The 23,055-nt window shown below is 69.3% G+C and carries 25 protein-coding genes and 2 tRNA genes; 14 read left to right on the forward strand and 13 right to left on the reverse strand.

The annotated features are described in order from the left end of the window. The 4 genes from ACCP09_RS03695 to ACCP09_RS03710 all read right to left on the reverse strand — a co-directional run. Positions 1-230 (reverse strand): NAD-dependent epimerase/dehydratase family protein (locus tag ACCP09_RS03695; protein ID WP_433743159.1); only part of this gene is annotated, 230 nt, incomplete at its 3' end. A 6-nt stretch (positions 231-236) separates the two neighbouring features. Next, positions 237-1,397, reverse strand: coding sequence for a UDP-N-acetylglucosamine 2-epimerase (gene neuC / locus ACCP09_RS03700; RefSeq protein WP_433743161.1), 1,161 nt, complete (start codon positions 1,395-1,397; stop codon positions 237-239). Then, the gene (locus ACCP09_RS03705; RefSeq protein ID WP_433743163.1) at positions 1,391-2,581 is read right to left on the reverse strand and encodes a DegT/DnrJ/EryC1/StrS family aminotransferase; all 1,191 of its coding nucleotides are present in this window, start codon (positions 2,579-2,581) and stop codon (positions 1,391-1,393) included. The genes neuC and ACCP09_RS03705 overlap by 7 nt, the downstream gene beginning before the upstream one ends. Further along, positions 2,578-3,573: an SDR family NAD(P)-dependent oxidoreductase gene (locus ACCP09_RS03710; protein WP_433743165.1), complete on the reverse strand. Its 996-nt coding sequence runs from the start codon at positions 3,571-3,573 to the stop codon at positions 2,578-2,580. The genes ACCP09_RS03705 and ACCP09_RS03710 overlap by 4 nt, the downstream gene beginning before the upstream one ends. Before the next feature lie 300 nt (positions 3,574-3,873). Between ACCP09_RS03710 and ACCP09_RS03715 the strand changes: the two genes are divergently transcribed. From ACCP09_RS03715 to ACCP09_RS03725, 3 genes are read left to right on the forward strand one after another with little or no spacing between them, the layout of a single operon-like run. Then, complete coding sequence (locus ACCP09_RS03715; protein ID WP_433743167.1) at positions 3,874-5,115, forward strand: phthiocerol/phthiodiolone dimycocerosyl transferase family protein; 1,242 nt, start codon at positions 3,874-3,876, stop codon at positions 5,113-5,115. 4 nt (positions 5,116-5,119) lie between these two features. Further along, the gene (locus ACCP09_RS03720) at positions 5,120-6,382 is read left to right on the forward strand and encodes an acetyl-CoA hydrolase/transferase family protein (protein ID WP_433743169.1); all 1,263 of its coding nucleotides are present in this window, start codon (positions 5,120-5,122) and stop codon (positions 6,380-6,382) included. A 24-nt stretch (positions 6,383-6,406) separates the two neighbouring features. Continuing rightward, the gene (locus ACCP09_RS03725) at positions 6,407-7,630 is read left to right on the forward strand and encodes a CaiB/BaiF CoA transferase family protein (RefSeq protein WP_433743171.1); all 1,224 of its coding nucleotides are present in this window, start codon (positions 6,407-6,409) and stop codon (positions 7,628-7,630) included. Here ACCP09_RS03725 and ACCP09_RS03730 read toward each other — a convergent pair. From ACCP09_RS03730 to ACCP09_RS03745, 4 genes are read right to left on the reverse strand one after another with little or no spacing between them, the layout of a single operon-like run. Further along, positions 7,583-9,031: an MFS transporter gene (locus tag ACCP09_RS03730; protein ID WP_433743173.1), complete on the reverse strand. Its 1,449-nt coding sequence runs from the start codon at positions 9,029-9,031 to the stop codon at positions 7,583-7,585. The genes ACCP09_RS03725 and ACCP09_RS03730 overlap by 48 nt on opposite strands. Beyond that, positions 9,028-9,861, reverse strand: coding sequence for an HpcH/HpaI aldolase/citrate lyase family protein (locus ACCP09_RS03735; protein WP_433743175.1), 834 nt, complete (start codon positions 9,859-9,861; stop codon positions 9,028-9,030). The genes ACCP09_RS03730 and ACCP09_RS03735 overlap by 4 nt, the downstream gene beginning before the upstream one ends. A 2-nt stretch (positions 9,862-9,863) precedes the next feature. Further along, positions 9,864-10,079, reverse strand: coding sequence for a DUF5988 family protein (locus ACCP09_RS03740; protein WP_433743177.1), 216 nt, complete (start codon positions 10,077-10,079; stop codon positions 9,864-9,866). Then, on the reverse strand, positions 10,079-11,137 hold the full coding sequence (locus ACCP09_RS03745; protein WP_400983678.1) for a nucleotidyltransferase family protein: 1,059 nt from the start codon (positions 11,135-11,137) through the stop codon (positions 10,079-10,081). Before ACCP09_RS03745 ends, ACCP09_RS03740 begins: the two co-directional genes overlap by 1 nt. A 199-nt stretch (positions 11,138-11,336) precedes the next feature. Between ACCP09_RS03745 and ACCP09_RS03750 the strand changes: the two genes are divergently transcribed. From ACCP09_RS03750 to ACCP09_RS03790, 9 genes are all read left to right on the forward strand, one after another. Continuing rightward, entirely contained in the window at positions 11,337-12,716 is a 1,380-nt protein-coding gene (locus ACCP09_RS03750; RefSeq protein WP_123684167.1) for a helix-turn-helix domain-containing protein, read from the forward strand. Between the two features lie 104 nt (positions 12,717-12,820). Beyond that, on the forward strand, positions 12,821-13,585 hold the full coding sequence (locus ACCP09_RS03755; RefSeq protein WP_400983674.1) for an esterase/lipase family protein: 765 nt from the start codon (positions 12,821-12,823) through the stop codon (positions 13,583-13,585). Between the two features lie 44 nt (positions 13,586-13,629). Beyond that, the gene (locus ACCP09_RS03760) at positions 13,630-13,857 is read left to right on the forward strand and encodes a hypothetical protein (RefSeq protein WP_037322706.1); all 228 of its coding nucleotides are present in this window, start codon (positions 13,630-13,632) and stop codon (positions 13,855-13,857) included. A 35-nt stretch (positions 13,858-13,892) separates the two neighbouring features. Beyond that, on the forward strand, positions 13,893-14,564 hold the full coding sequence (locus tag ACCP09_RS03765) for a class I SAM-dependent methyltransferase (RefSeq protein WP_433743180.1): 672 nt from the start codon (positions 13,893-13,895) through the stop codon (positions 14,562-14,564). A gap of 36 nt (positions 14,565-14,600) precedes the next feature. Next, positions 14,601-14,687: transfer RNA gene (locus ACCP09_RS03770), tRNA-Ser, on the forward strand. Between the two features lie 200 nt (positions 14,688-14,887). Next, positions 14,888-15,148: a hypothetical protein gene (locus ACCP09_RS03775; RefSeq protein ID WP_017986316.1), complete on the forward strand. Its 261-nt coding sequence runs from the start codon at positions 14,888-14,890 to the stop codon at positions 15,146-15,148. Further along, positions 15,149-15,397, forward strand: a complete 249-nt coding sequence (locus tag ACCP09_RS03780) for a hypothetical protein (RefSeq protein WP_017986315.1) — start codon at positions 15,149-15,151, stop codon at positions 15,395-15,397. It begins immediately after the preceding gene. A gap of 7 nt (positions 15,398-15,404) precedes the next feature. Beyond that, entirely contained in the window at positions 15,405-18,128 is a 2,724-nt protein-coding gene (locus tag ACCP09_RS03785; protein WP_433743183.1) for an FtsK/SpoIIIE domain-containing protein, read from the forward strand. After that, positions 18,125-18,481, forward strand: a complete 357-nt coding sequence (locus ACCP09_RS03790) for a hypothetical protein (protein WP_020419488.1) — start codon at positions 18,125-18,127, stop codon at positions 18,479-18,481. Before ACCP09_RS03785 ends, ACCP09_RS03790 begins: the two co-directional genes overlap by 4 nt. Before the next feature lie 18 nt (positions 18,482-18,499). Here ACCP09_RS03790 and ACCP09_RS03795 read toward each other — a convergent pair whose 3' ends face one another. Beyond that, positions 18,500-18,667: a hypothetical protein gene (locus ACCP09_RS03795; protein WP_167344614.1), complete on the reverse strand. Its 168-nt coding sequence runs from the start codon at positions 18,665-18,667 to the stop codon at positions 18,500-18,502. A gap of 94 nt (positions 18,668-18,761) precedes the next feature. Between ACCP09_RS03795 and ACCP09_RS03800 the strand changes: the two genes are divergently transcribed. Further along, positions 18,762-19,019: a YbaB/EbfC family nucleoid-associated protein gene (locus ACCP09_RS03800; RefSeq protein WP_017986311.1), complete on the forward strand. Its 258-nt coding sequence runs from the start codon at positions 18,762-18,764 to the stop codon at positions 19,017-19,019. 39 nt (positions 19,020-19,058) lie between these two features. Here ACCP09_RS03800 and ACCP09_RS03805 read toward each other — a convergent pair whose 3' ends face one another. Both ACCP09_RS03805 and ACCP09_RS03810 read right to left on the reverse strand, forming a co-directional pair. Further along, positions 19,059-21,440 carry an endonuclease/exonuclease/phosphatase family protein gene (locus ACCP09_RS03805; RefSeq protein ID WP_433743186.1) on the reverse strand — a complete coding sequence of 794 codons (2,382 nt, stop codon included), beginning with the start codon at positions 21,438-21,440 and terminating at the stop codon, positions 19,059-19,061. Positions 21,441-21,564: 124 nt separating this feature from the next. Next, positions 21,565-21,966, reverse strand: coding sequence for a hypothetical protein (locus tag ACCP09_RS03810; RefSeq protein WP_027932874.1), 402 nt, complete (start codon positions 21,964-21,966; stop codon positions 21,565-21,567). A gap of 224 nt (positions 21,967-22,190) precedes the next feature. On the opposite strand from ACCP09_RS03810, the gene ACCP09_RS03815 reads away from it, so the two are divergent. Further along, positions 22,191-22,655 carry a hypothetical protein gene (locus ACCP09_RS03815; protein ID WP_378333717.1) on the forward strand — a complete coding sequence of 155 codons (465 nt, stop codon included), beginning with the start codon at positions 22,191-22,193 and terminating at the stop codon, positions 22,653-22,655. A gap of 51 nt (positions 22,656-22,706) precedes the next feature. Here ACCP09_RS03815 and ACCP09_RS03820 read toward each other — a convergent pair. Both ACCP09_RS03820 and ACCP09_RS03825 read right to left on the reverse strand, forming a co-directional pair. Next, positions 22,707-22,793 (reverse strand) — tRNA-Ser (locus ACCP09_RS03820). Positions 22,794-22,838: 45 nt separating this feature from the next. Then, a complete protein-coding gene (locus ACCP09_RS03825) occupies positions 22,839-23,051 on the reverse strand; it encodes a CsbD family protein (protein ID WP_027932876.1) in 213 nt (70 codons plus the stop codon). Positions 23,052-23,055 lie beyond the last annotated feature (4 nt).

The following is a 23,055-nucleotide window of genomic DNA, read 5'->3' on the forward strand; positions in this document are numbered from 1 at the left end:
ATGAACTCGTCCCACAGCTGCGGTCCGCCGCGTTCCAGGAGCTCCGCCCGCACGGCCAGTTCGCGGGTGACCGGCAGGTGCCTGCGCCCCCACGCGCCCAGGTGCGCCATCACCGGCAACCGCTCGCGAGACCGGACAACGCAGCGCACGTCGTGCCCAGCGCGCTGGAGCCGCGGAACGAGAGAAGAGCCGACCCGACCGGAAACCCCGGTCACACAAATCAGCGCCATTTGCTGTCAGTCCTCCTTCGACGCGGCACGGCGGTCCCGCCACGTCCGCTTGATGACTTCGATCACGGATCTGTCGATGTCCTCTCCGGCCGGGACACCGCTCGTGCAGTGTTCGGGACGGGATCCGGCGGTCAGGGCGGATTCGATCGCCGCGCGGATCCCGTCCGGCGTGCCCTCGCAGTCGAAGACCGAGTCCGCCCGCGCCCTGCCGTCCTGCCTCGAACCGATGTTGACCGTCGGCGTTCCGAGCACCGGGGCTTCGAGGAGGCCGCTCGAGGAGTTCCCGATCACCACGTCGCAATGCCGGATCAGACCGAGGTACCCGAGCTGACCGAGCGACGGGACGAACGTCGCGAAGTCCGGGTGGTCCGCGACGAACCGCGTCACCGCCTCGACGATGGCACTGCTGCCGTGGTCGACGTTCGGCGCGGTGAACACGACGGTTCCGTGGTGGTAGTTGCCCAGCACAGCCAGGAGTGCTTCCAACGCCTGCGACGTCTCCTCCGGCTTCTCCGTCACGGGATGAAACGTCACGGCGAAGCTGGGCGCCCTCAGCCGAGCACCCAGCCTGCCTTCCAGCCATCGTCGCTCCGGCAAGCGTCCGATCAACTCGGAATCGATGTTGATGCGGCCCACGTTGTGGACCATTTCCTCGTCGACACCCATGCGGACGAGCCGCGTGCGGTCCTCTTCGGCGAACACGAAATGCACGTGGGCAAGTTCCGATATCGCGTGCCGGATCCGGTCGTCTGCCGACCCAAGGGTCAGCTGTCCGCCACCGAAGTGCACAATCATCGTGTCGGTCGGCAGTGCGGCCACGACCGCGGCCAACGCCTCGTAACGATCACCGAGAACGCACAGGACGTGCGGTGCGATCCGCGCCAGTGCGTCGGCGTAGCCCAGGACCCCCAGCCCGATCGACTTGGCGACCGCGACCGGGCTGTCGCCGGCGACCACCATCTCCACGCGCTCCACGACGGTGAATCCGTCTCGTGTGATGGCGTCGATCGTCCGCCCCTGCTCGCGGAGCAGGTGCCCACCACTGGCCAGGACCCGGAGTTCGATCTCCGGATCGCGGGCGAATCGGCGGACGACCGGGACCAGGGGACCGTAGTCGGCTCTCGACCCTGTGAAAACGCAAATCCTGATCTCGCCGGAGCTCACCACGTCGGCTCCGCCCCGCGCTCGTCGAACCGAGTCGCGGCGCCTCGTGCAAGGAGGTTGCTGAGCCCCGACACCACCGAACCTTGTTCCGCCGACGTGATGCCGACCGAGCTGGGCAAGGACAACCCGCTGCGGTGGATGCCGTCGGCGACCGCTCCGCCCAGCCGCTCGCACGAGAGGTAGGGACGCTGACGGTGCAGGGGTGGCCACAACCCGCGAACCTGGATGCCTCGTGCTTGGAGGCCGCGCACGATGTCGACGACACGAGCGTCGTCACTACGAAGCAGGACCGAGTACAGCCAGTACGAGGGAACCGCCCACTCCGCGTGCGGCGGACGCGTCACCGGGGCCGAAGCGAGCAGACGACCGTAGCGCTCGGCCATGTCCCGCTTGCGGAGCAGGAAGGTGTCAAGCTGCTCCAGCTGAGCGAGACCCAGCGCGGCCGCGATGTTGCTCATCCGGTAGTTGTAACCGACCTCATCGTGCTCGTACCCGTCGTCGCCTGACTTGGCCTGGTTGACCAGGTGCCGTGCTCGACGGGCGGCGGCATGGTCGTTGCTCACGACCATGCCGCCGCTGCCCGACGTGATGAGCTTGTTACCGTTGAAGGAGAAACAGCCGAAATCACCGACAGTGCCCACCTGCCTTCCCCCGACCGCGCCAGAGGACCAGCGCGCCCCGTGAGCCTCCGCAGCGTCTTCGACGATCCGGATCCCGAACCGCTGTCGCAGCTCGAGGATCGGCTCGATGTCCGCCGGATGGCCCAGCACGTGCACCACTTCGACGACGCTCGGGATTCGCCGGCCGAGCCGCGCTCGCCTCACGACATCGTCGTACAACCGCTCGGTGTCCATGTTCCAGGTACACGGCTCGCTGTCGACGAGCAGGATGTCCGCTCCCGTGTAGCTCACGGCGTTGGCCGAGGCGATGAACGTGAAACTCGAAACCGCGACCAGCTTGCCCGGCCCCGCCCCGGCCAGGCGCATGGCGACGTGCAATGCCGCTGTTCCGCTCGAGCACGCGACCGCCTGCCTCGCACCGGACTTCTTCGCGAACTCGGTCTCGAACTGCCCCACGAAGGGGCCTGCCGACGACACGAAATTGCTCTCGACACACTCCCGCAGATAAGTTAACTCATTCCCGCCGAGCATGGGCTCGGACAACACTATTCGGCTCACCGCTGTCACCGGTGGTACCTCCCGGCCCGCTGTCGATCCACCCGCGGGCGAAGCCAGTCCGCCGTGATGGCGAGTCCGTCGGCCAGGTCCGTCACGGGTTTCCAACCAATCGCGTCCCAGGCTCGCGCTGGATCCGACAACAGCACCTCGACCTCACCAGCGTCGGGACGAACCCGCAGGGATTCGGACTCGATCTTCGCCGCCGTACCCGTGACCTCACAGCACAGGTCGAAGAGTTCGCCGATCGACACACAGGACCCGGTACCGAGCTGGACCACCGATCCCGGCGGCGCTTCCGACGTCGCCATACGTAGGAACCCTTCGACCGTGTCGGCGACGAACGTGAAATCCCGTTTCGGCCATACACTGCCCAGTTTCACGACCTCACGACCGGCGAGCAGCTGGCCGAGAATGGTCGGGATGACCGCTCGGAGCGACTGCCTCGGCCCGAACGTGTTGAACGGTCGCAAGGTGACGACGTCGACATCGAAGGACCGCGCGTAAGCCTCACACAGCTGATCCGCCGCGATCTTTGTGGCGGCGTAGGGCGAGTAGGCCTGCAACCGGTGACTTTCGCGTATCGGCACGGCTTCCGGTGTCCCGTACACCTCGCTCGTCGACGTGTTCACCACTCGTGTTCCGATCGAATCCCGGGCCGCCTCCAGCACGTTGAGCGTGCCTCCGACGTTCGTGCCGACGAACGACGCCGGCGCCTGGTAGCTGTACGGGATGGCGATCAACGCCGCGAGGTGGAAGACGATGTCGGCCGCCTGAACCAGCTCGCGAACGCACCGTGCGTCGCGGATGTCGCCCAGTCTGAGGTCGAGGTTCGGATGACGGCGGGCATCCAGGTCGTCCAGCCAGCCGTACGAGCCGTTCGAGTTGTACACGCAGAGCGCGCAGACTTCGGCTCCCTCGTCGACGAGCCTCTCGACGAGATGGCTTCCGATGAAGCCGTCGGCCCCCGTCACGAGCACACGCATACCGGTCAGGCGGTTCACCGGCGACACCTGCCACGTGCCGCATCATTTCGGAAAGGTTCCACGAGATTTGTCTATGCGAGGTGTCGGGGTGGCACCCAGACGGCGAGTTCAGCTGCTGCGGGCAGCTGTGCGTTGACACCGGTGCACCGACCCACGATACTCAACTCGTCGTTTCAACTAGCGAAACCAGATGTCCAGGTGTAAGTCGACACTCTTGCCCCACCCGTCCTTGGCGGAACAGGCTTTCCGAAGTCCTTGCCTGGGACAGGAATCGCCCTGCCCACCTGAACGAAGATCGCGACAAGGAGCCGACCGCACATGCACGCGCGCTACCTCGACACCATCGAGTACCAGGCAATGGACATGCCTTCCGCGGTCGTTCTACGTTACTCGGGAGAGCTGGAGGAGAAGACGCTCACCGACTCGTTCCGCATTCTCGGCCGCCGACGCGCGGCTCTTCGATCCCGGATCAGAGCGACTGGGCAGGGCTTCGAGTTGTATCTGCCGGACGACGACCCGGCGCCGGAAGTCGTGTGGCAAAAGGGCTACTCCGACAACGAGTTCGAACAGCCCTCGCTCGAGGATCTTTGCAAGACCGCGATGCCCTGGGACGTCGAGGAGGCGGTCGCGAAACTTACGGTGTTCGCCGGCAAGTCCGGCGGCATCATCCTCATGCATACCGACCACGCGATCGCTGATGGGCAGGTCAAGCTCGCTTTTCTCCGTGAGTTCCTGACCATCTATCGGGACCTGTCCGGTGGCGGCCAGGTCGACTCGACGGTGTCGTACGACCTGCCGTCGCCACCGTCGGCAGTTCTCGCCGGGCGTCTGGGGATCGAAGCGCCAAAGGGCCACCCGACGCCCGCGCACGCTCCCGCCTTCACCAAACATGAAGCGCTCCGCCACTACATCACCCTGACAGAACAGCAGACCCTCGCGCTCCGGAAATCAGCGAAGCGAGCAGGCACATCCGTGCACGCGTTCCTGTGCGGTGTCATTCTGCGCTGCCACCGCCGCGACAGGGGAGACGCGCTGCCATCCTCGAAGATGTTCTGCTGGGCGCCGGTTCACCTGCGACCGAGGGTCTCTCCCATAGTGACTCCTCCGGAGACGACCAACTTCGTCGGAATTCACACCGCGCCGGTAGAGGTCGGGATCGACGATGACATCGCCGAGATCGGCCGCAAGGTGAAGCAACAGCTCGACGGGTCGATCGCCGATCAGGACATTCACCACAGTTTCCTGACCGACTCCTTCCGCCAGGACGAGGTCGAGGACCTGGGATCCGGCAACTACCTGGACAGCATCAGCCTCAGCAACCTGGGCAGGCTACCGGAGTTCACCTGTCCGGTGGGAACGCGATTCACCGATTTCCAGATCTTCACCCACCGTGTAATGGCGCCCTATCCGTGCTACGTTACTTACAACTATGCCGGACGTTTGACGATCCAGTGCGTCTACCGCCCCGATCTGCATTCCCGCGCCGACGCAGAGCGGTACGTCACCGCGATCAGTGCGGAGTTGGACGACATCACCCGCGAAAGGCCGGGTGAACGCTGAAGCCATGAGCACCTCATCCCCTCACAGCACGCCCGAGTCGCTCGACCTGTCGAAATGGATCCGCGACGGCGACCGTCTGATGTGGTCTCAGGGAAACGCCGAGCCGATCACTCTTCTTGAGCAACTGATCGAGCAGCGTCATGGGCTGGGGCAGCTCGACCTCTTCTTGGCCTTGTCGTTCAGCGGCCGACTCCGGCGGGAGCACTGCGACTCCTTCCACTACGAGAGTCTCGGTGGCCTCGGCACGAACTCCCGTCTGGCACGACAGAACGTGCTCGACGTTCATCCGATGCAGCTGGGCCAGTTCTGCACCGATCTGCATTCCGGACGCTTTCCGATCGACGTCGCTTTCGTCCAACTGGCCGGCCCCGATACCGCCGGGAACTACAGCGCCGGTTTCGACCACACCTACACCCGCGACCTCGTGTCGAAAGCCCGAGTGGTCATCGGCGAAATAAACACGAACGCTCCCCTGCTGCCGGGCACCGCGGACATCCGGCCCGACGAGCTGGACGCAGTGCTGTACACCGACCGCCCTGTCTGCCCGGCACCGGTAGCCGTTCCGGACGAGGTGGACCAGAAAATCGCCGCCAACATCGCTGACCTGGTTCCCGAACGCGCAACGCTCGAGGTAGGCCTCGGCGCGTTGCCGTCCTGTGTGCTCGCGGCCCTGGCGAACCATCACGATCTCGGCATCCACACCGGCATGATCACCAAACCGATGCTCGACCTCATCGAATCCGGGGCGGTCACAAACGCATACAAGCCGGTGGACGCGGGCCACAGCACCGGAAGCATCCTGGCGTTCGACAGACCTCACAACCTGGACCACTACTCTCTGCGACTTCGGCCGTCACGCGAGACGCTGCGCTTCGCGACGTTGGCGAGGCACCCGCGAATGGTCGCCATCAACACGGCGGTCGAGGTCGATCTGAGTGGCCAGGTGAACGCCGAGTACGCGCCCGGAGGTTACGTCGGCGCGGTCGGCGGCCTGCTCGACTTCGTTCGGGGCGCGCGTGCGTCGGAAGGCGGTCGTTCGATCATCGCGATACGCTCGCGCACTTCTCGCGGGCGTTCCCGCATAGTCGCAGCACCATCCGGTGGAGTGGTCACGGTTCCGCGCAGCGACGCGGATTGGGTCGTCACCGAGTGGGGCGCGGTCCACCTGGCCCACGCATCGCTCGCCGAGCGCGCAAGGCGCCTGATATCCGTCGCCCATCCGGACGACCGGGAGACGCTGTCGAAGGCCTGGCACGACCGCGACTAGGGCGGGCCTGGAACTGGAGGAGCCATGCCGGAGGGCTTGCTGACCGGTTGCCGCGTGGTTGACCTGTCGACACTGTTCGCAGGCCCGTTCGCCGCCATGATGCTCGGTGATCACGGGGCGGATGTCGTCAAGATCGAGCACCCGGCGGGGGACGACCTCCGGCACTGGGGCCGACAGAAGGACGGCGTGCCTCTGTTCTTCAAGACCGTCAACCGTAACAAGAAGCTCGTCGCGGTGGACCTGCACCACGTTGAGGGTCAGGAGGTGGTCCGGCGGCTCGTGTCGCGCGCGGACGTGCTGATCTCGAACTTCCGACCGGGACGACTCGCCGCCTGGGGCCTCGGCTGGCCCGTACTCCACAGTCTCAACCCCCGGCTCGTCGTCGCGGAGGTGACGGGGTTCGGACAGACGGGGCCGTACAGCAGGCAGCCCGGCTTCGGCACGCTCGCAGAATCGATCAGCGGGTTCGCGGCGGTGACCGGTCCACCCGACGCCGACCCCGTCCTTCCTCCGTTCGGTCTCGCGGACGGGATAGCCGGCATCGCGACTGCGTTCGCGGTGACCGCCGCGCTCTGGGATCGCGAACGCACGGGCACCGGCGTGCAGATCGACACGGCGCTCTACGAACCATTGATGTCCGTGGTGGGCAGCCACATCCTCGAGTTCGACCAGCTCGGGACGCTGCCTCCGCGGATGGGAAACGCCGTCCCGCAGATCGCACCGCGGAACACTTACCGGACCATGGACGGGCAATGGATCGCGTTGTCCGGAGCCGCCGATACCGTGGCCAAACGGCTGTTGCGACTGGTCGGCGGTGAGGGCGCTGCGCGCGACCCGCGTTTTTCGTCGAACGCGAACCGGATCGAACACCGAGCCGGTCTTGACGAGCTGATCAGCCGGTGGGTCGCAGCCCGCAGTCGCGCCGAGGTGCTCGAACGGATGCGGGAGGCCGATGTCGCCGTCGCGCCTGTATACGATGCCTCGGACATCCTGCGGGATGTGCACTTCAGGGCCCGCGGAAGCATCGTCGGGATCGACGACGACGAGCTGGGCCGGATCCACATGCAGGGACCGTTTCCGATAATCCCCCAGCGTCCTGCCTCGGTCCGCAGCGTCTCCTGCGGCGCCGTCGGTGCCCACACCGACGCGGTACTCGGCGAGGTGGGCTACTCGGGAACGGACATCGCCCACTTGGCGTCCTCAGGCGTGATCGCGCGAAGCGCCCACACCGCCGAGACGAGCGGGTAGCGCGGCCACCGCGACCGCGGCCGCCAACACGGCCAAACCCGCACCCGCCCACGCGACCAACTGCTGAGTGCCCGTGGACAGCACGATCGGTTCCCCCGCGGCCTGCCCGATGCTGTGCATCGCCACCGACGAGAACACCGCGAGCCAGAATGCCGCCCCCACCTGCTGCGCCGTATTGATCATCCCGGATGCCACTCCGACGTCGCCTGCTGCCAACCCGGCAGTAGCGAGGACCCGCAGAGCGATGCTGACGCAGGATGCGCCGAGGTACAGCACGAACACCGCACAGGAGACAACCGACGCACCCGGACCTGTCGAGCTGTCACCCGCGATTCCCAACATCGCCGACCCCGCCGCCGTGACCAAAGCCGCCCCGGCGACGATCCGACGGATCCCGAGCAACGGGATGAACCGCTGCGCGGCCACGGATCCGAGGAACACGGCGAACGATGCGGGCAGGAACACGAGTCCAGTCCCTGCTGACGACAACAGCAGGACGTTCTGCAGGTAGAGCGTCGCGACATAGATTCCGCACGCCGGGGCGCCGCACAGCAGGAACAACGTCAGATTACCGACGGTCAGCGAGCGGATCCGGAACATCCTCAGTTCGATCATCGGGTTCGGATGCCGGTGTTCGATGAGGACGAAGGAGGTCGCGAGCAGGACGGCCAGCACGAAAGCCCCGAGCGTCGGCAACGCAGTCCAGCCGTCGCTTTCGACGCTGATCACCGCGTACACGAGCGACAGCAGCGCGCTGGTTATCGTCACCGAACCCCAGACATCGAACCGTCCCGTCCGATCGAGCCGGAACGGCGGTACGGCTCGCCGCCCAAGAACCACGATGACGGCGCACACCGGAATGTTCACGAAGAAGATGGCCGCCCAGGAGAACAGGTCGACCAGCAGCCCTCCGGCCACGAGCCCCGTCGTCGCGCCGCATCCGCTCACGATTCCCCACAGGGTCAGAGCACGGCGACGTTCGGGGCCGTCCGGGAAGACTCTCACCAGGATCGCCAGGGCGGCGGGCGCCATGATCGCCGCGCCCAATCCTTGGGCGAACCTCGCCCCGACCAGCATCAGTTGGGTGACCGACAGCCCGCACATCATCGAGGTGACAGCGAAGATCCAGGCGCCGGCGAGAAAGGTGCTCCGTTGCCCGACCACATCCGCACAACGCCCTCCGAACACCAGGAATCCGCCGAACACCAGGATGTAGGAGTTGATCACCCAGGTGACCCCTGCCGCGGAAAATCCCAGGTCGCGCTGGATCGAGGGCAACGCGACGAACCCGACGAACGCATCGAGCACGACCGCAAACTGCGCGAGGCACACCGCCGTGACCACCTTGGTCCTCGCCGACGGGGCGAGACCGGGGTCACCGGTCGCCGGCACCGTGCTCATGTCCCGGCGACCCGGCCCCGCTCGATCCAATCGAGGATTCGCCGTGCTCTCGCGACAATCGGTTTCCCGACCGCTTCGCCGCCGACCGCCGTCATCGAGCCACTGGTGAACGCGGCGACGACGCTTCGCGCCCACAGCACCTCCTCCTCGGAGGGCCCGAACGCGTCGGCGACCAGTTTGACCTGGCGTGGGTGCAAGCAGAGCTTGCCCGTGAACCCGAGCCTGGCGGCGTGTTCGGCATCCGCGCGCACCAGCTCGAGGTCCTCGATCGCGGTGGTCACCCCGTCGACCGGTGCCGCGATTCCGGCCGCTCGCGACGCCATGACCACCTGCGCACGGGCGAAGAACATGGCGTCGCGGTCGGCGTGGTTCACCCCGAGCTCCCGGCCGAGGTCCGCGTTGCCGAACACCGCCCGTGTCACGCCAGGAACCCCGCAGATCGCGGGCGCATCGACGATGCCGGCCGCCATTTCCATCAGGGGCAGCACGCACGCCTCGGCAGGCATCACGTCGACCACTCGCCGCACCTGGTCGGGACGGGTGACCTTCGGCACCATAACCCCGCAGATCCGACCGGCGAGCATTGCCAGGTCGTCCCGCCACCAGCTCGTGTTGTCGTCGTTGATGCGGACGATCCCGGTGCCGCCGTTGTCCAACCAGGCGCGGATGTTCTCACGTGCCTGGTCCTTGTCCGCCGGAGCGACCGCGTCCTCGAGGTCGAGTACGACGATGTCCGGCCCGCAGTCGACAGCCTTCGCGAACCGGTCGGGCCTGTTGCCGGGTACGAACAGCATGGTCCGGGCTCCGGTCACGTTCTCGTGGAAAGTCATCGTCACTCCGCGATCCGTGTCCGGTCCGCCCACGCGAACACCGCGGTCACCTCAGGTGCGGCACCGTCCTGCCGGACCAGCCGGAAGTGCTCGTAGCCAGCGGCGAACCGGATCTTCAGGCACCCGTCCGGCAGGACCGACGGGTCGATTTCCAGCACGGGTGGTATTCCGGCGGGTCCACCGGTAAGCCGGACCTGGATCTTGAGTGCTTCGGACATCACTGTCCCCTTGCCTGTGCGAGTTCGTTGGGCCTGCCGATGTCCTGCCAGTCGTCGCTGAGGGGCCACAGCGCCACCTTTTCCCCGCGGCTCAGGCAGTCTTCGAACAGGTGCGTGATGGGGAATTCCCGGTCCGCCGGGATCCGGTCGAGCAGGGCCGGGTCCAGTGCGTAGATTCCGGCGTTCACCGGCCACTCCTGGGTCGGCTTCTCGACGATCTGCGTGAGCCGGTTCCGCTCGGACTTCAGCACGCCGAACGGCACCTCGTGGTGGTACCTGCTGGTGGCGATCGTCGCGAGTGCCTGTTCCCGCCGGTGCTCCTCCAGGAGTTTGCCCACGGAGAAGTTGGTGACCAGGTCGCCGTTCATGACCAGCAACGGGTGTTCGGCCCGATAGCCGAGGTCGCCGAGCAGCCGCAACGCGCCGCCGGTGCCCAGCGGCAGGTCCGGGTCCTCGCGCAGGTACTCGATGCTGCACCCGAGGTGCCCGCCGTCACCGAAATGCTTCTCGATGATGTTCGCCAGGTAGTTCACCGAAAGGAAAATCTTCTCCACGCCGGAACCGACGAGGTGCAATACGAGCCGCTCCAGAATGGGACGGCCGGCCACCGTCAGCATCGGTTTCGGAATCGTCTTCGTGAGGGGCGCCAGACGAGTGCCTTTGCCGCCCGCCATGATCACGGCCCAGTTCGGCAGTTTCGGCACCCCGATGATCCGCCGCTCCACGTGCAGGCCGATCACCCGATTCCCGGAGTCGACGACCGGGATGCTGCGCACGCCGAGCGCACGCATCAGGTCGAGCACCGCCGCCCGGTCGGCGGCCTGGCTCGCCGTCGCGCGCCACGGGTTGACCAACGGCGCGATCGGATCGTCCAGCGACACCCCGTTCAGGAGCCCGCGACGCAGGTCCTGCTCGGAAACCGCGCCGATCAGCCGGTTATCGTCATCCACCACGAAAACGTCGCTCAGATCGTTCATGTCGACTACGGTGAACGCGTCGCGAATTGAGGCGTTCGAACAAAGCAAAAGGTCCGACAAGCACATCGTTCGTCCGTTCATCGTTGGCTCGACCGAGGGGGACGCGATCCAGGGTTTCCCAGGTCAAAAGTTCACAACCAGGGGACGAGTTCACCCAGCGGCGGGCTCAGTGCGCCGGGGGCGCAAAACAGATGAAAGCGTGCGCGAAACGTACGGTGCGGGGGCCGGCCGCGGAGCTACGGTCGTGGCCCAATCGGCGGAACTAGGAGCCCTGAAGATCATGGAAGTGGACCTGAACCAGCCCATCTCGCACCTGATCCGGGCCGCTCGGCGGGAGCGGAAGCTCAGTCAGTACACCCTGGCCCGCGAACTGGCGACCGTTTCGGGGCGGCCGACCGTCACGCGGGATCTGGTGGCCCGGTGGGAACGCGGGCACCAGATCCCGAGACTGGGCACGCGACGATGGCTGTCCGTCGTCCTGCAGGTGCCCCAGGAACGGCTCGACCAGGCGGCCGCGGCTGCCCGGCGGCGAAATCGGCTCGGGCACGCCGTCGTCACCGACAACGCGCCCGCCTCCCCCGGGCCCGCGCGTCGCGCGCAGGGCACTCCTGCCCTCCTCCCGGTCTTCCGCTCCCGCGTGCAGGCCGGCATCCTCGCGGCCACGCTGCTGAACCCGGACCGCTCGTTCAGCCTCACCGAACTGGCCGAGCACTCCGGCAGCTCCCTCGCCTCCGTGGACAAGGAGAACAAGCTCCTCGAGAAGGCCGGCATCCTGACCAGCCGCCGCGAGGGCACGATCCGGCTGATGCGCGCGTCCGGGGACGGGCCGCTCGCGCGCCCGCTCGCCGAACTGCTTCGCCTCACCTACGGCGTCCCCCAGATCCTCGGCGAGGAGTTCGGCAGCGTGCGCGGCGTGCTGCGCATCCTGGTCGGCGGCGTGTGGGCGGACCGGTTCGCCGGCCTGCCGGGCCCGGCCCCGGAGAGCATCGAACTGCTGGTGTCCCTGCAGCCCGGCGCACCGGCCGACGAGCAGGGCCTGCACACCGCCGCGCGGCGCGCCGAGCAGCGGCTCAAGCGCCCGGTGAGCTTCTCGATCGCGGCGCTCGAGCGTGGTCTGGACGGCCTGCAGATCCCGCGGCAGCGGCCGGGCCACCCGGTCGTCGAGATCGCGCCCATCCCGCCCCGGCAGGTGCCACCGGCCTCCGGCGTCGGCCTCAACGGGCACGACGTCGTCATCCAGCTGGTGCGGGCCGGTCACCTCGACCTCGTCGGCGGGCCCGCCGCCAACGGGCAGCCGTTCCTGGACCTCGCGGCCAAGCACATCTCCTCGGCCGAGCGGCTCGCGGAGGTGTCGCCGGACTCGGCGTTCCTGCTGCTGGCCAAGGCCGCGCAGCTGATCGGCTCCGGCCTGCTCGCCCGGCAGGGGCTGCGGCCCGCGCTGTCCGCGCCGGAGCAGGCGGTCGGGACGGCCGTGGCGGCCCAGTTCGGGCACCAGTTCTCGCAGATCGAGCTGCTCCGCCAGCGGGCGCGGGAACTGGACATGCCCACCAGCAGGGACAGCCACATCCTGCCCTCGGAGGCCAAGACCTACCTGGGCACCGTGCGTACCCTGCTCGCGGCCGCCCGCGAGGTCGCCGGGAAGCTCGCGTTGTTCCACTGATCGGGGTCGAAACGAAACCGATACCGGGGCGGCGAAACAAAAATGTCGGTACCCACGGCTAACCTCGCAGCAAGTGAACGACCACCTCGACGGGGAGGTGTGCGATGACGGTTCTGCGTACGGTCGCGGGTGAGATCGCGAGTGTGGTGACGCACGCGGTCCGGTACCCGGCGGGCATCGGGCGGCGCTGGGCGATCCACCCGGTCCACCGGAGCGTGCCGGCGCCGGTGCCGGGCCGCCCGCTGGTCGTGCTGCCCGGCCTGGCCGACAACACCGCGATCTTCACCGACCTGAAGCTCGCGCTCGACCGCTGCGGCGCAGGGCCGGTCGTCTCGTTCAGCTACAGCCTGCTGCTGCGGGACGTCCGGTCCGCGGCCGCGCGGCTGGCCGAGCAGATCGAGCAGCTGTGCGAGGTCACCGGCGCGGCGAAGCTCGACCTGGTCGGCCACAGCCTCGGCGGCCTCATCGCCCGGTACTACGTGCAGCGGCTCGGCGGGCACGAGCGGGTCGACACGGTGGTCACCGTCGGCACGCCGCACGGCGGCACCGTCGCGGCCTGGCTGTTCTCGCCGATCCCGCTGGCGCGCCAGCTGCGGCCCGGCAGCGACCTGCTGGCCGAGCTGGACCAGCCGGCGCCGGACTGCGCGACGAAGTTCGTCGCGTTCTCCAGCGACGGCGACGAGCTGGTGCTGCCCAGCCGCCACGGCCGGATCGAACACCCCGACCTCGACGTGCGCAACGTGGTGCTGCCCGGGGTCGGTCACCTGGCGCTCGCCGCGCACCGCCAGGTCGTGGAGGAGATCTGCGCGCTGTCCGCGCCCGTCGCCGCTCCGGACGACGACGGGGAGACACTCACCCGGTCGGCCTGACGGGGGCGACGATGGAACAACGACGAAACCTCTCCCGCCGCGCGATGGCGATGCTGCGTGCCGTGAGCGCCGGCCGCGCGGAGATGACCTGCAGCTCGGAGCCGGACCTGTTCATCGACGGCCTCCCCTGCTGCGACCAGGTCACGGCCCACCTGCTCGCGCACGCCGGGTTCGTGTGCCCGTCGCGGCCCGGCCTGCTGGGCCAGCGGGTGGGCGTGCGGCTGACCGACGCCGGCCGCGAGATCCTCGCCGCCCCGCCCGAAGCGGCCTGAAAAAACCGCTGGCCACGGCCGACACAATCGGGGACATGACCGGACCGTGGATGCTCGACGAGCTCGCCCATGCCGGGCCCGAACACCTCGACCCCGGCTTCGTCGCCGGTTTCGACCGCAAGCAGGGCCGGCCGGACCCCTCGGAGGACCTCGCCCTGCTGGACGGCCACACCGTCGTAGACCTGGGGGCGGGCACCGGCCGCTTCGCTGTGGCCGCCGCGAAGAAGTTCGAGCGGGTCGTGGCGGTCGACGTGTCGCCGGCGATGCTCGCCGTGATCCGGTCCGCGGGGCTGCCGAACGTCGAGTGCGTGCAGGCCGGGTTCCTCACCTACGAGCACCGGGGCGAGCCGGCGGACGCGGTGTTCACGCGGCACGCGCTGCACCAGCTGCCGGACTTCTGGAAGGCGATCGCGCTGCACCGCATCGCCGGGATGCTCCGGCCGGGCGGGCTGCTCCGGCTGCGGGACCTGATCTACGACTTCCAGCCGGGCGAGACGGAAACAGTCCTGCGGGACTGGTTCGACCAGGCGGTCACCGATCCCGAGGTCGGCTACACCCGCGACGACCTGGCCGAACACGTGCGCACCGAGCACAGCACCTTCCGGTGGCTGCTCGAGCCGATGCTGGACGCCGTCGGCTTCGAGGTCCTGGACGTGCAGTTCACCGGCCGGGTCTACGGGGCCTACACCTGCCAGAAGCGGGTCTAGGCGGAGCGCGCCGAGGCCTGCTGTACCCTTCTCAGCGGAGGATTGGCCGAGCGGCCTAAGGCGCACGATTGGAAATCGTGTTGGGTGTAACAGCCCTCACGGGTTCGAATCCCGTATCCTCCGCTCTTCGCACGACGCCGGGCACCCCACAGGGGCCCGGCGTTCTGCGTTCGAGGGCGCACCCGGCCGTGTGAACCGGCCCCGCGCTTCACCCGGATGCACCAGTGACCAGGCTCATGCTCCGGTCCGCTCTACCGATAGTTTGTTGACAGGCCGCACACGCGGCCGTACTAACCGCTAGCTCGAGGAGAACCCGCGTCACTATGGCCGGAGTGGAAGAGATCCGCGCTGGGATCGCGATGGCGAACGAGAAGTGCAACGCCAGCGTCGCAGCCCTCCAGCAGGCCGCTCAGGCACTCGAGGAGGCCCAGCAGATCCTGGGCCAGGTCACCTCGGGAAGCACGCAGCCGGAGGTGACCCAGGCGAACAGCATGCTCGCCGAGGCGTTGCAGGGCATCAGCGGTCAGCAGAACACGATCCAGGCCGCGGTGTCGTCGGCCGAGTCGTACGCCGCCCGCCTCTAGATGTTCTCGCTCCCCGAACTGCAGGCGCAGCTGACCGCGTTCCGTGCGAAACTGGCCGAGGCAAGCGAACACACCAACCGTGCGGTGGAGCTGTTGGACGAAGCGCGCGAAGTGATCGTGAACGCCCATGAACAGGCCGACGCGTGGGTGCCGCCGGAACTGGCGGCGGCGGTCGACCGGCTCGGCAAGGACGCCGACCGGCTGCGCGCCGCCGACGATCTGGTGAACACCTACCTGGCCCGGCTGTAGGCGCGCCATGGCGAAGGCCAACGAGCAGAAACGCCGGGTCGTGACGGCCCTGGGCACCATGCGCGAGAAGCTCGGCATGGTGCTCGGCGCCGCGCAGGCGGGCCGTCAGATCGCCGAGACCGAGCTGGCCCGGCTCCAGCTGGAACAGCAGATCGTGCGCGTCGGCATCGACAACGCGGCCGGGGACGAGGAGCTCACCGCCGCGCTCCGCAGCCCGGTGATGGCAGGGGTGCGGGACAAGCTCAACGCGCAGCACGCCGCGTTCTACACCGACGCCGCGACGGTGCCCGCGCGGCTGCGGGACCTGGTCGCGCGCGTCGCGCCGGGGCCGGCGAGCCTGCCGCCCAGCGCGTGGCTCGGCCGCGCGGGCCGGGAGCCGCTGAAGCCGCCGCCGCTGTGGCGCATCGGGTCGTCCACAATGGACGATTCCGGCCCGTTTCCGGTGATGGTGCCGCTGCTGGACGACTCGCACCTGGCGATCACCACGGCCGTCCGCGGCCGGGCGGCCGTCGAATCGCTCATCGAGGGGCTGCTGCTGCGCGTGCTCAGCACGATGGAGCTGGGCTCGGTGCGGATCCACCTGTGGGACGTGGCGCAGCTGACCGCCGTGCTGCCCAACCTGTACCCGCTGTCCCGCACGTCCGCGGTCACGCTGTACGACCCGGACCAGCTCGGCGTGCTGCTCGACGAGGTGACCGGGCACATCCGCCGCATCCACGCGCACACCATGCAGGCAGGCCACACGTCGCTGCGCGGCCTGCGCGACCAGCTCGGGCAGCGTGTCGAGCCGTGGCGGATCGTCGTATTGTTCGGCAACGGCGAGACGTGGGCGCCGGAACCGCTGCGGGAGCTCAAGCGCATCGCCGGCGCCGCGCTGGCCGCCGGGATCTCGCTGATCACCGTCGACATCCCGACGATCCTCGGCGGCGCGTTCGAGAACATCCGGATGCTCGACGAGCACCACGCGGCGACCAGCATGACCGGGCCCAACCTGGTCGTCGACCTGGACCCGCCGGTCCCGTCGGCCGAGGTCAGCGCCGCGGCGAGCAGGCTGGCCGACGCGATCGTGGAGAAGCAGGGCGGCCCGCGGTCGTTCCGCGACCTGCTGCCCGCCGAGCTGGGCCAGGAGAACTCCGCGCGCGAGCTGCGGGCGCCGGTCGGTTTCTTCGAGGGCGATCCGGTCGAGGTCGTCATCGGCGACGCCAGCCCGCACGCGCTGATCGGCGGCCCGAGCGGCTCGGGCAAGACGAACTTCCTCTACGCGCTGCTCGGCAGCCTCGCCGCGCGCTACCCGCCGGACGAGCTCGCGCTGTACCTGCTGGACTTCAAGGAGGGCGTGTCCTTCGCCGGGCTCGCGCCGGGCCGCCGGGACGCGAGCTGGCTGCCGCACGCGCGCCTGATCGGGGTCAACGTCAACACCGACCGCGAGTTCGGCCTGGCGCTGCTGCGGTTCCTCGCCGACGAGCTGCGCCGCCGGTCGGCCGCGGCCAAGGAGCACGAGGTCACCGACCTGGCCGGGTTGCGCCAGCAGGACCCGGACGGGCACTGGCCGCGGATCGTCGCGGTGATCGACGAGTTCCAGTACCTGTTCGCGGGCCGTGACGGGGTCACCAACCAGGCGACCGCGTTGCTGGAGGACATCGCCCGCCGTGGCCGTGCCCAGGGCATCCACCTGATCCTGGCGAGCCAGGACATCGCGGGCATCGACGCGTTCTGGGGCAAGCCCGCGGTGTTCGAGCAGTGCACGCTGCGTATCGCCATGCCCAAGGCGCGGCGCGTGCTCGCCGAGACCAACAACGCGGCCGTCGCGGCGCCGAAGTGGCACGCGGTGATCAACCACGACTCCGGGGTCGCGCACGGCAACCAGCTCGCGCACGTGCCGGACGCCAGCAGCAAGGACATCTTCTCGTCGTTGCAACGGGAACTGTGGGAGCGCTACGCCCAGGAGCACCAGCGGCCGCGGCTGTTCGACGGCGCGCACTCGCCGGTGCTGGAGCACTCGGCCGCGTTCGCCGGGCTCACGCCGGGCGGGCCGCCGCGGGCGCTGCTGGGCCAGTCGATCGACGTCGAGGACACGGCGTGCACGGTGGAGCTGACCGGGGCGCCCGGCCGCAACCTGGCGATCATGGGCACCGCGATCGCCGAGGCACTGTCCATCATGGACGCCGCGGCCCGGTCGCTGGCGAAGCAGTACCCGCCGCACGAGGTGGAGTTCCTGGTGGCGTGCCTGGTCGACCGGTGCGCGTCCGCGGTCGGCGAGCTGGCCGACGGGCTGGAGTCGGACGGGCACCGCGTGGTGCGGCTGAGCGACGTCGAGCTGGGCGAGCACATGGCCAAGCTCGCCGAGGAGCCGCCCGAGCACGCGCGGATCCTGCTGCTGTACGGCGTCGACGCGGCGCTGCCGATCCTGGAGCAGAAGCAGCCCGGTCAGCTCAAGAGCGGGCTGGACCACTTCCGGGTGGTTCTCAAGCAGGGACCGGGCAAGGGCACTCACACGATCGGGTGGTGGCGCAGCACGGCGCGGCTGAAGGACACGCTCGGGTTCGCAGGCACCGACGACATCGGCGCGTGGGCGGCGCTGGACGTGCAGGGCGCGGAGCTGAGCCAGTTCGCGGCCGGGCAGGTCGTGCACTGGTCGCCGCGGCCAGGGCGGGCGCTGTTCTTCGACCGCAGCACGCACGTCTCGCCCGAGGTGATGATCCCCTTCGACCGGCCGGAGCACCAGGCATGAACGCGGCGATGGAGTACAAGCAGATCGTCGGGCTGGCCGGCAAGGCGGCCGAGGAGCTGCGGGCGTGGGAGCGGCGCCGGGCCGAGGAGCTGGACGCCGAGATCGCGGCCGCGGAGGCCGCCGTGGCGGAGGCGAAGGAGCGCGAGGCCCGCACGGTGCAGGGCGCGCAGCACTGGTGGCGGATGGCGCAGGACAACGTCAGCAGGCTGCCGTGGCTGGAGGTCGGGGCCGACCCGGCGCCCGCGCCGCACGCCTACGCCGGGCGGCTGGATCTTTACCTGCGCGAGGTCAAGGAGACCTACCAGGAGCTGGTGGACGCGGTGCTGTCGCTGGGGTGGCGCGCGCGGCGCTGATTCAGCCGGCGGCTGCGACTAGTTCGCGGGCCGCAGCCAGCTCTCCGGCTCCAGGGTGTCCGGCTTCGGCATTTCCCGGCGGACGTACGCGCGCGCCCAGCTCAGGTCGCTGCGCAGGGTCGCGGGCACCACGGGTGAGACCTCGCGGCGGGACAGGTGGTCGACGGTCGCGCGTACCCAGTTCATGATCTTGGGACGTTGCGCGCCTGTGGTTGGTTCCCCACGGAACCGGTGGGGAGTCGGTCACGTCCCAGCAGCCAGGTGAGAGGAAGAGGATCCGGTGAACCGCGAGCTGACCACCCAGTCCGAAGGTGTGGAGGAGCGTCCGGCCGCCCGGCGGCGCCAGGCCGCCCAGCAGGTCGTCACCGCGCAGGACGACTGGGGTCTGGTCGAGGTGGGGGTCGCCGGCAACGGGGAGGTCCTCGAAGTCGCGATCAACTCCGCCCTCTTCGAGCACGTGAAGCCGTCCGACCTGGCCGAAGCGATGCTGCAGGCCGCCCGCGCCGCTCAACGCCGCGCCCGCCAGCTGCACCGCTGACCGCCGCCGCCCGGGAGGGAGGCGGCGGCGGCCCAGGCGTCAGAGGATCGGGCGGTACCGGATGATCTGCGGGTCGTGGTCGCTCGCCTGCTCGGCGAACTCGGCGTTGATGTGCACCACGTCGTAGTCGACCCACCACAGCGCCCGCGAGGTCAGGATGTGGTCCAGCACCTGCGAGTTGCCCTCGTAGACGTAGCTGTACCGCTCGTCGGCGGGCAGCCGGTCGATCTGGTCGGTGAGCGCGCCGCCCGCGGTGAGCGTCTTCAGCGCGGGCGAGAACTGGTAGTCGTTCAGGTCGCCGGCGACGATGACGTCGGCCAACGGATCCGCCTTCAGCAGCTGGTCGACGAACCCGCGCAGCACCTGCGCCTGCTGCCCGCGCTGCACCTCCGAACTCCGCGTCGGCGGCTGGTACCGGCCGTGCGTCGGCTGGTCGCCGCCCTTCGAGTTGAAGTGGTTGGCGATCACGAACACGGTGTGGCCGTGGAAGACGAACTCCCCGGCCAGCGGCTTGCGGCTGTTCGCCCACGCCGGGTTGCCCGGGTCGACGCGCCCCGGCGACACCGACAGGTGCGGCTTGCCGCGCTCCGTCACCACGGACACCGCCGTGGTCGCGTCACCGCCCGGACGGTCCACGAAGGACACCCGGCGCGGGTTGAACAGGAACCCGACGCGGATGTTGCCGCCCGGCTCGCCGCCGTCGGTGAGGTCCTGCGGGTCGATCTGCCGCCATTCGTAGCGCGGCCCGCCCGCGGCGGCGATCGCGTCGGTGAACCGCTTCAGCGTCTGGTCCGCGGCCACCACGCCATCGCCCTCGCCCTCGGGGCCGTTGTTGTCCTGGATCTCCTCCAGGGTCACGATGTCCGGCGACGCCAGGTTTTCCACGATGCCGCGCGCCAGCTGGTCGAACTTGGCCTGGTCGTCCACGGCGGAGAGGTTCTCGACGTTGTAGGTGGCGACGGCCAGCTCGCTCGGCGACTGCTTGCGCGTCACCTCCCGCTGGATGCCGCCGTCCTTGACCTCGCCCAGCGTGGTCGCCTGCAGCGTGTACCCGCCGAAGCTGTCGTACTCGACCGGGCCCGCGGTGAGGCCGGTCAGGGTGTCGCCGGTGTTCGCCTGCGGGAACGGGCGCTGCGCGAACGGGATCAGCGACTCGATCTTGAGGATTCCGGTGTTCGGGCTGGCGTAGCCGGTGTAGATCGTGCCGCCGCGGTCGGTCCGGTTCTCCCCCGGCTTGGTGGTGACGTACAGCTCGTAGTACTCGGTGGACGGCCCGACCACGCGGACGTCCTGCACGCTGACGACCTCGCCCTCGTGCGACTCCCAGAAGTCCAGCGAGTACTTCGCCGGCTCCAGCGGCAGGGCTTCGGTGTTGCCGCCGGCGTCGGGGGCGAGGGTGCCGGGCACGGTGGCCGGCGTGATCGCGGTCGCGGCGGGCAGCGGGTTGCCGCTCGACTGAACCATCCACTTCGGACCGGTGATCTCGGTGGTGGACTGGTAGATCGAGCCGGTGGGGCTGTCCGGGTAGTACTCGGTGACGGTGCCGGACACCGTGACCGCGTCGCCGACGGCCACCGCGGGCGTGGTCGAGCCGGTGAACACCAGCACGCCCTCGCTGGTGCGCGGGTCGGCGTCGGGCCGCGGGTCGGTCATCCAGAACCCGCGCGCGGAACCGAAGGTGCGCAGCGCGGTGACGATCCCGGTCACGTCGGTGACCTTCTTGCCCGCCAGGGGCGACAGCCGGGTCGTGCCCTGGATGTCGTGGATCTTGGCCGGGGTGCCGCCCGCGTCGCCGCCGGTGGTCTCGCCCTTGGTGTTGACCGGCGTCGGGGCGCCTGCCGCGAAGTCGGCGGAGTTGCTGTCGGTGTCGGTCAGCGTGGCGCGAGCGACCGACGTGGTGTTGCTCGCCGCGGGCGCCGGGCTGCCTTCGCGGACGGTCGCCGAGCCGTAGCCGACGAGGTCGCGGACCCGCGGGTCGGCAGCGCAGTCGGCCGCGGTCAGGCAGGTGAGCGCAGTGGTGCCCTGGACGAGGGCGACCGTGCCTGACCCCGCGGCCATCGAGATCGACCCGGCGGCGTCGGCGGTGGGCAGCGAGACCGTGCCACCCGATCCGGTGGCCTCGGCGACCAGGTATCGCCCGCCCGCCGCGACGGAACCGGACAGGGCGGTCACCTGCCACTTGCTCGACGTGCTGGGCGAGCCGGGCAGGTACTGCACGCTCCAGCCGTCCAAGGCGACGGTGCCGCCTGCCGTGGCGATCTCGATGAAGTCGCTGGTCAGCGTGGCGCCGCTGTTGCCACCACCGCCGTAGACCTCGGCGATCACGACGTCCGGGCTCGCCGCCGACGCCGGTGCGGCGGCGACGGTCGCACCCGCCAGAACAGCAGCGGCGAGCACGCCGATTCTTCGACTGGTCGTCACCCTGAGTCCCCTCGTCTGATCAACAGTCGAGGCATCTTCCCTCTATGAGGTGAGGCGAAGGAAGACTCAGCGGCAACAACCGGTAACGGTTCGTCCGCCCGGCCTACGACCGACGGAGGGTGCCTCAGTGGTCGTTGACGTACGTGCTCCTGGTGGCGTAGCCGGTGCTGACGCCCTTGTAATAGAGCTCGATGAACGCGCCCTCCGGCAGGTTGTAGGCACCGCCCTCGCTCGCCGAGTGCGTCACGCAGCTCCCGGAGCCGCCGCTCGCGACGGCCTTGTAACGCCACCCGCCGTCAGCCCAGACGTTGACCTGCGCGCTGGAGCCGTTCGCCGCGCTGTCGCAGACGGAGATCCGGTCGCCGTACTCCTCGACGTAGACGGTGACACCGGGGGCCGTGAAGGTGTGGTCCCAGCTGTCGCCCGGTGGGTCCGGCATGGCGGCCGCGGTGCCGGCCGGCACCAGCACGCCGGCGGCCGCCACAGCCGCCGCCGCGGACAGGGTGCGGACGTTGAGCAGTCTCATCGGTACCCCCAGCAGAAGAAGTGACCAAGAGGGTGAACCTACGACCTGACGCTGGCGGATCCCACGCACGCCGACGGGCTGTTCCCGCAGGCGGGAGCGGCCGGTACGGATCGTCTGCGGGGCCCCGGGCGGGCGAACCGTGCCACCCGTCCGCGTGAGCGGGCCGCCACGGGGGGCCGGGCGCGCCGAGACTGGACTCCCCGACGACGCGGAAAGGCAAGCAGATGAGACGGATGCTCGGCGTCCTCGCGGGCGCGCTCGCCGTCGCGGCGCTCGCCGCGCCGGCGCAGGCGGACAACGGCCACTTCGTCACCGGCGCCGCGTGCGGCGACACCGGCGCCGGGTTCGAGTGCACCGGCGAGGTGGCCGGTCTCGGCGGCACGACCTTCGAGGTCATCGCCGAGGCGACCGGCACCGCGCGGGTCGAGTGCGTCAACCCGGCCGGGCACCGGGTCACCGGGCAGGACACCGAGGTCGAGGTGACGGCGACCAGCGGGCGGCAGCAGACCCCGCACCACGGGCGGTCCGCCTTCCGGCTCACGAGCACCCCGGTGGGCGTCGGGCCCGTGCCGGCCTGCCCGAACCCGATCTGGACGGCGAAGGTCCTCGACGTCACCTTCGGCACCGCCACCCTGACCCTGTCCGCCGACGGCGGCACCGCGGCCGAGATCACCGTGGACGTGCGGTAGCGGAAACGACGAACGCCGGGCCTCCCTGGGGAGACCCGGCGTTCGTTCCGGCGGTAGCGGTGGGATTTGAACCCACGGACGGGGTCAACCGTCACACGATTTCGAGTCGTGCTCCTTCGGCCGCTCGGACACGCTACCGCCGACTAGGTTACTAGACGCCCAAGAGCGACTTGCAGGCACTCCTCACCTGGAGCGGAAGCGGCGCTGCGCGTCCCGCGCGGCGGTGGCCGCCCAGTCCGCCACCTCGGTCGTCGTCTCGCGCACGACACCGCGGATCCGCTCGGCGCGGCCGGCACTCTGGTGGCGGCGCTTACCGGTGAGGCGGCCGAACAGCTCCCGCGCCCCGCCCTTGGCCTGGCGGGACCGGCTCGTCATCCGGTTCTTCACGACGTTCATCGAC

It is taken from the genome of Amycolatopsis sp. 3B14 (genome assembly GCF_050958625.1).
Taxonomy (GTDB): domain Bacteria; phylum Actinomycetota; class Actinomycetes; order Mycobacteriales; family Pseudonocardiaceae; genus Amycolatopsis_E; species Amycolatopsis_E thermoflava.

Bases quoted from the DNA above. Each gene is read 5' to 3' on its own strand.
- ACCP09_RS03715 (WP_433743167.1), top strand. From the start codon at position 3,874: ATGCACGCGCGCTACCTCGACACCATCGAGTACCAGGCAATGGACATG.
- ACCP09_RS03720 (WP_433743169.1), top strand. From the start codon at position 5,120: ATGAGCACCTCATCCCCTCACAGCACGCCCGAGTCGCTCGACCTGTCG.
- ACCP09_RS03725 (WP_433743171.1), top strand. From the start codon at position 6,407: ATGCCGGAGGGCTTGCTGACCGGTTGCCGCGTGGTTGACCTGTCGACA.
- ACCP09_RS03730 (WP_433743173.1), bottom strand. From the start codon at position 9,031: ATGAGCACGGTGCCGGCGACCGGTGACCCCGGTCTCGCCCCGTCGGCG.
- ACCP09_RS03735 (WP_433743175.1), bottom strand. From the start codon at position 9,861: ATGACTTTCCACGAGAACGTGACCGGAGCCCGGACCATGCTGTTCGTA.
- ACCP09_RS03740 (WP_433743177.1), bottom strand. From the start codon at position 10,079: ATGTCCGAAGCACTCAAGATCCAGGTCCGGCTTACCGGTGGACCCGCC.
- ACCP09_RS03745 (WP_400983678.1), bottom strand. From the start codon at position 11,137: ATGAACGGACGAACGATGTGCTTGTCGGACCTTTTGCTTTGTTCGAAC.
- ACCP09_RS03750 (WP_123684167.1), top strand. From the start codon at position 11,337: ATGGAAGTGGACCTGAACCAGCCCATCTCGCACCTGATCCGGGCCGCT.
- ACCP09_RS03755 (WP_400983674.1), top strand. From the start codon at position 12,821: ATGACGGTTCTGCGTACGGTCGCGGGTGAGATCGCGAGTGTGGTGACG.
- ACCP09_RS03760 (WP_037322706.1), top strand. From the start codon at position 13,630: ATGGCGATGCTGCGTGCCGTGAGCGCCGGCCGCGCGGAGATGACCTGC.
- ACCP09_RS03765 (WP_433743180.1), top strand. From the start codon at position 13,893: ATGACCGGACCGTGGATGCTCGACGAGCTCGCCCATGCCGGGCCCGAA.
- ACCP09_RS03775 (WP_017986316.1), top strand. From the start codon at position 14,888: ATGGCCGGAGTGGAAGAGATCCGCGCTGGGATCGCGATGGCGAACGAG.
- ACCP09_RS03780 (WP_017986315.1), top strand. From the start codon at position 15,149: ATGTTCTCGCTCCCCGAACTGCAGGCGCAGCTGACCGCGTTCCGTGCG.
- ACCP09_RS03785 (WP_433743183.1), top strand. From the start codon at position 15,405: ATGGCGAAGGCCAACGAGCAGAAACGCCGGGTCGTGACGGCCCTGGGC.
- ACCP09_RS03790 (WP_020419488.1), top strand. From the start codon at position 18,125: ATGAACGCGGCGATGGAGTACAAGCAGATCGTCGGGCTGGCCGGCAAG.
- ACCP09_RS03795 (WP_167344614.1), bottom strand. From the start codon at position 18,667: ATGAACTGGGTACGCGCGACCGTCGACCACCTGTCCCGCCGCGAGGTC.
- ACCP09_RS03810 (WP_027932874.1), bottom strand. From the start codon at position 21,966: ATGAGACTGCTCAACGTCCGCACCCTGTCCGCGGCGGCGGCTGTGGCG.
- ACCP09_RS03815 (WP_378333717.1), top strand. From the start codon at position 22,191: ATGAGACGGATGCTCGGCGTCCTCGCGGGCGCGCTCGCCGTCGCGGCG.
- ACCP09_RS03825 (WP_027932876.1), bottom strand. From the start codon at position 23,051: ATGAACGTCGTGAAGAACCGGATGACGAGCCGGTCCCGCCAGGCCAAG.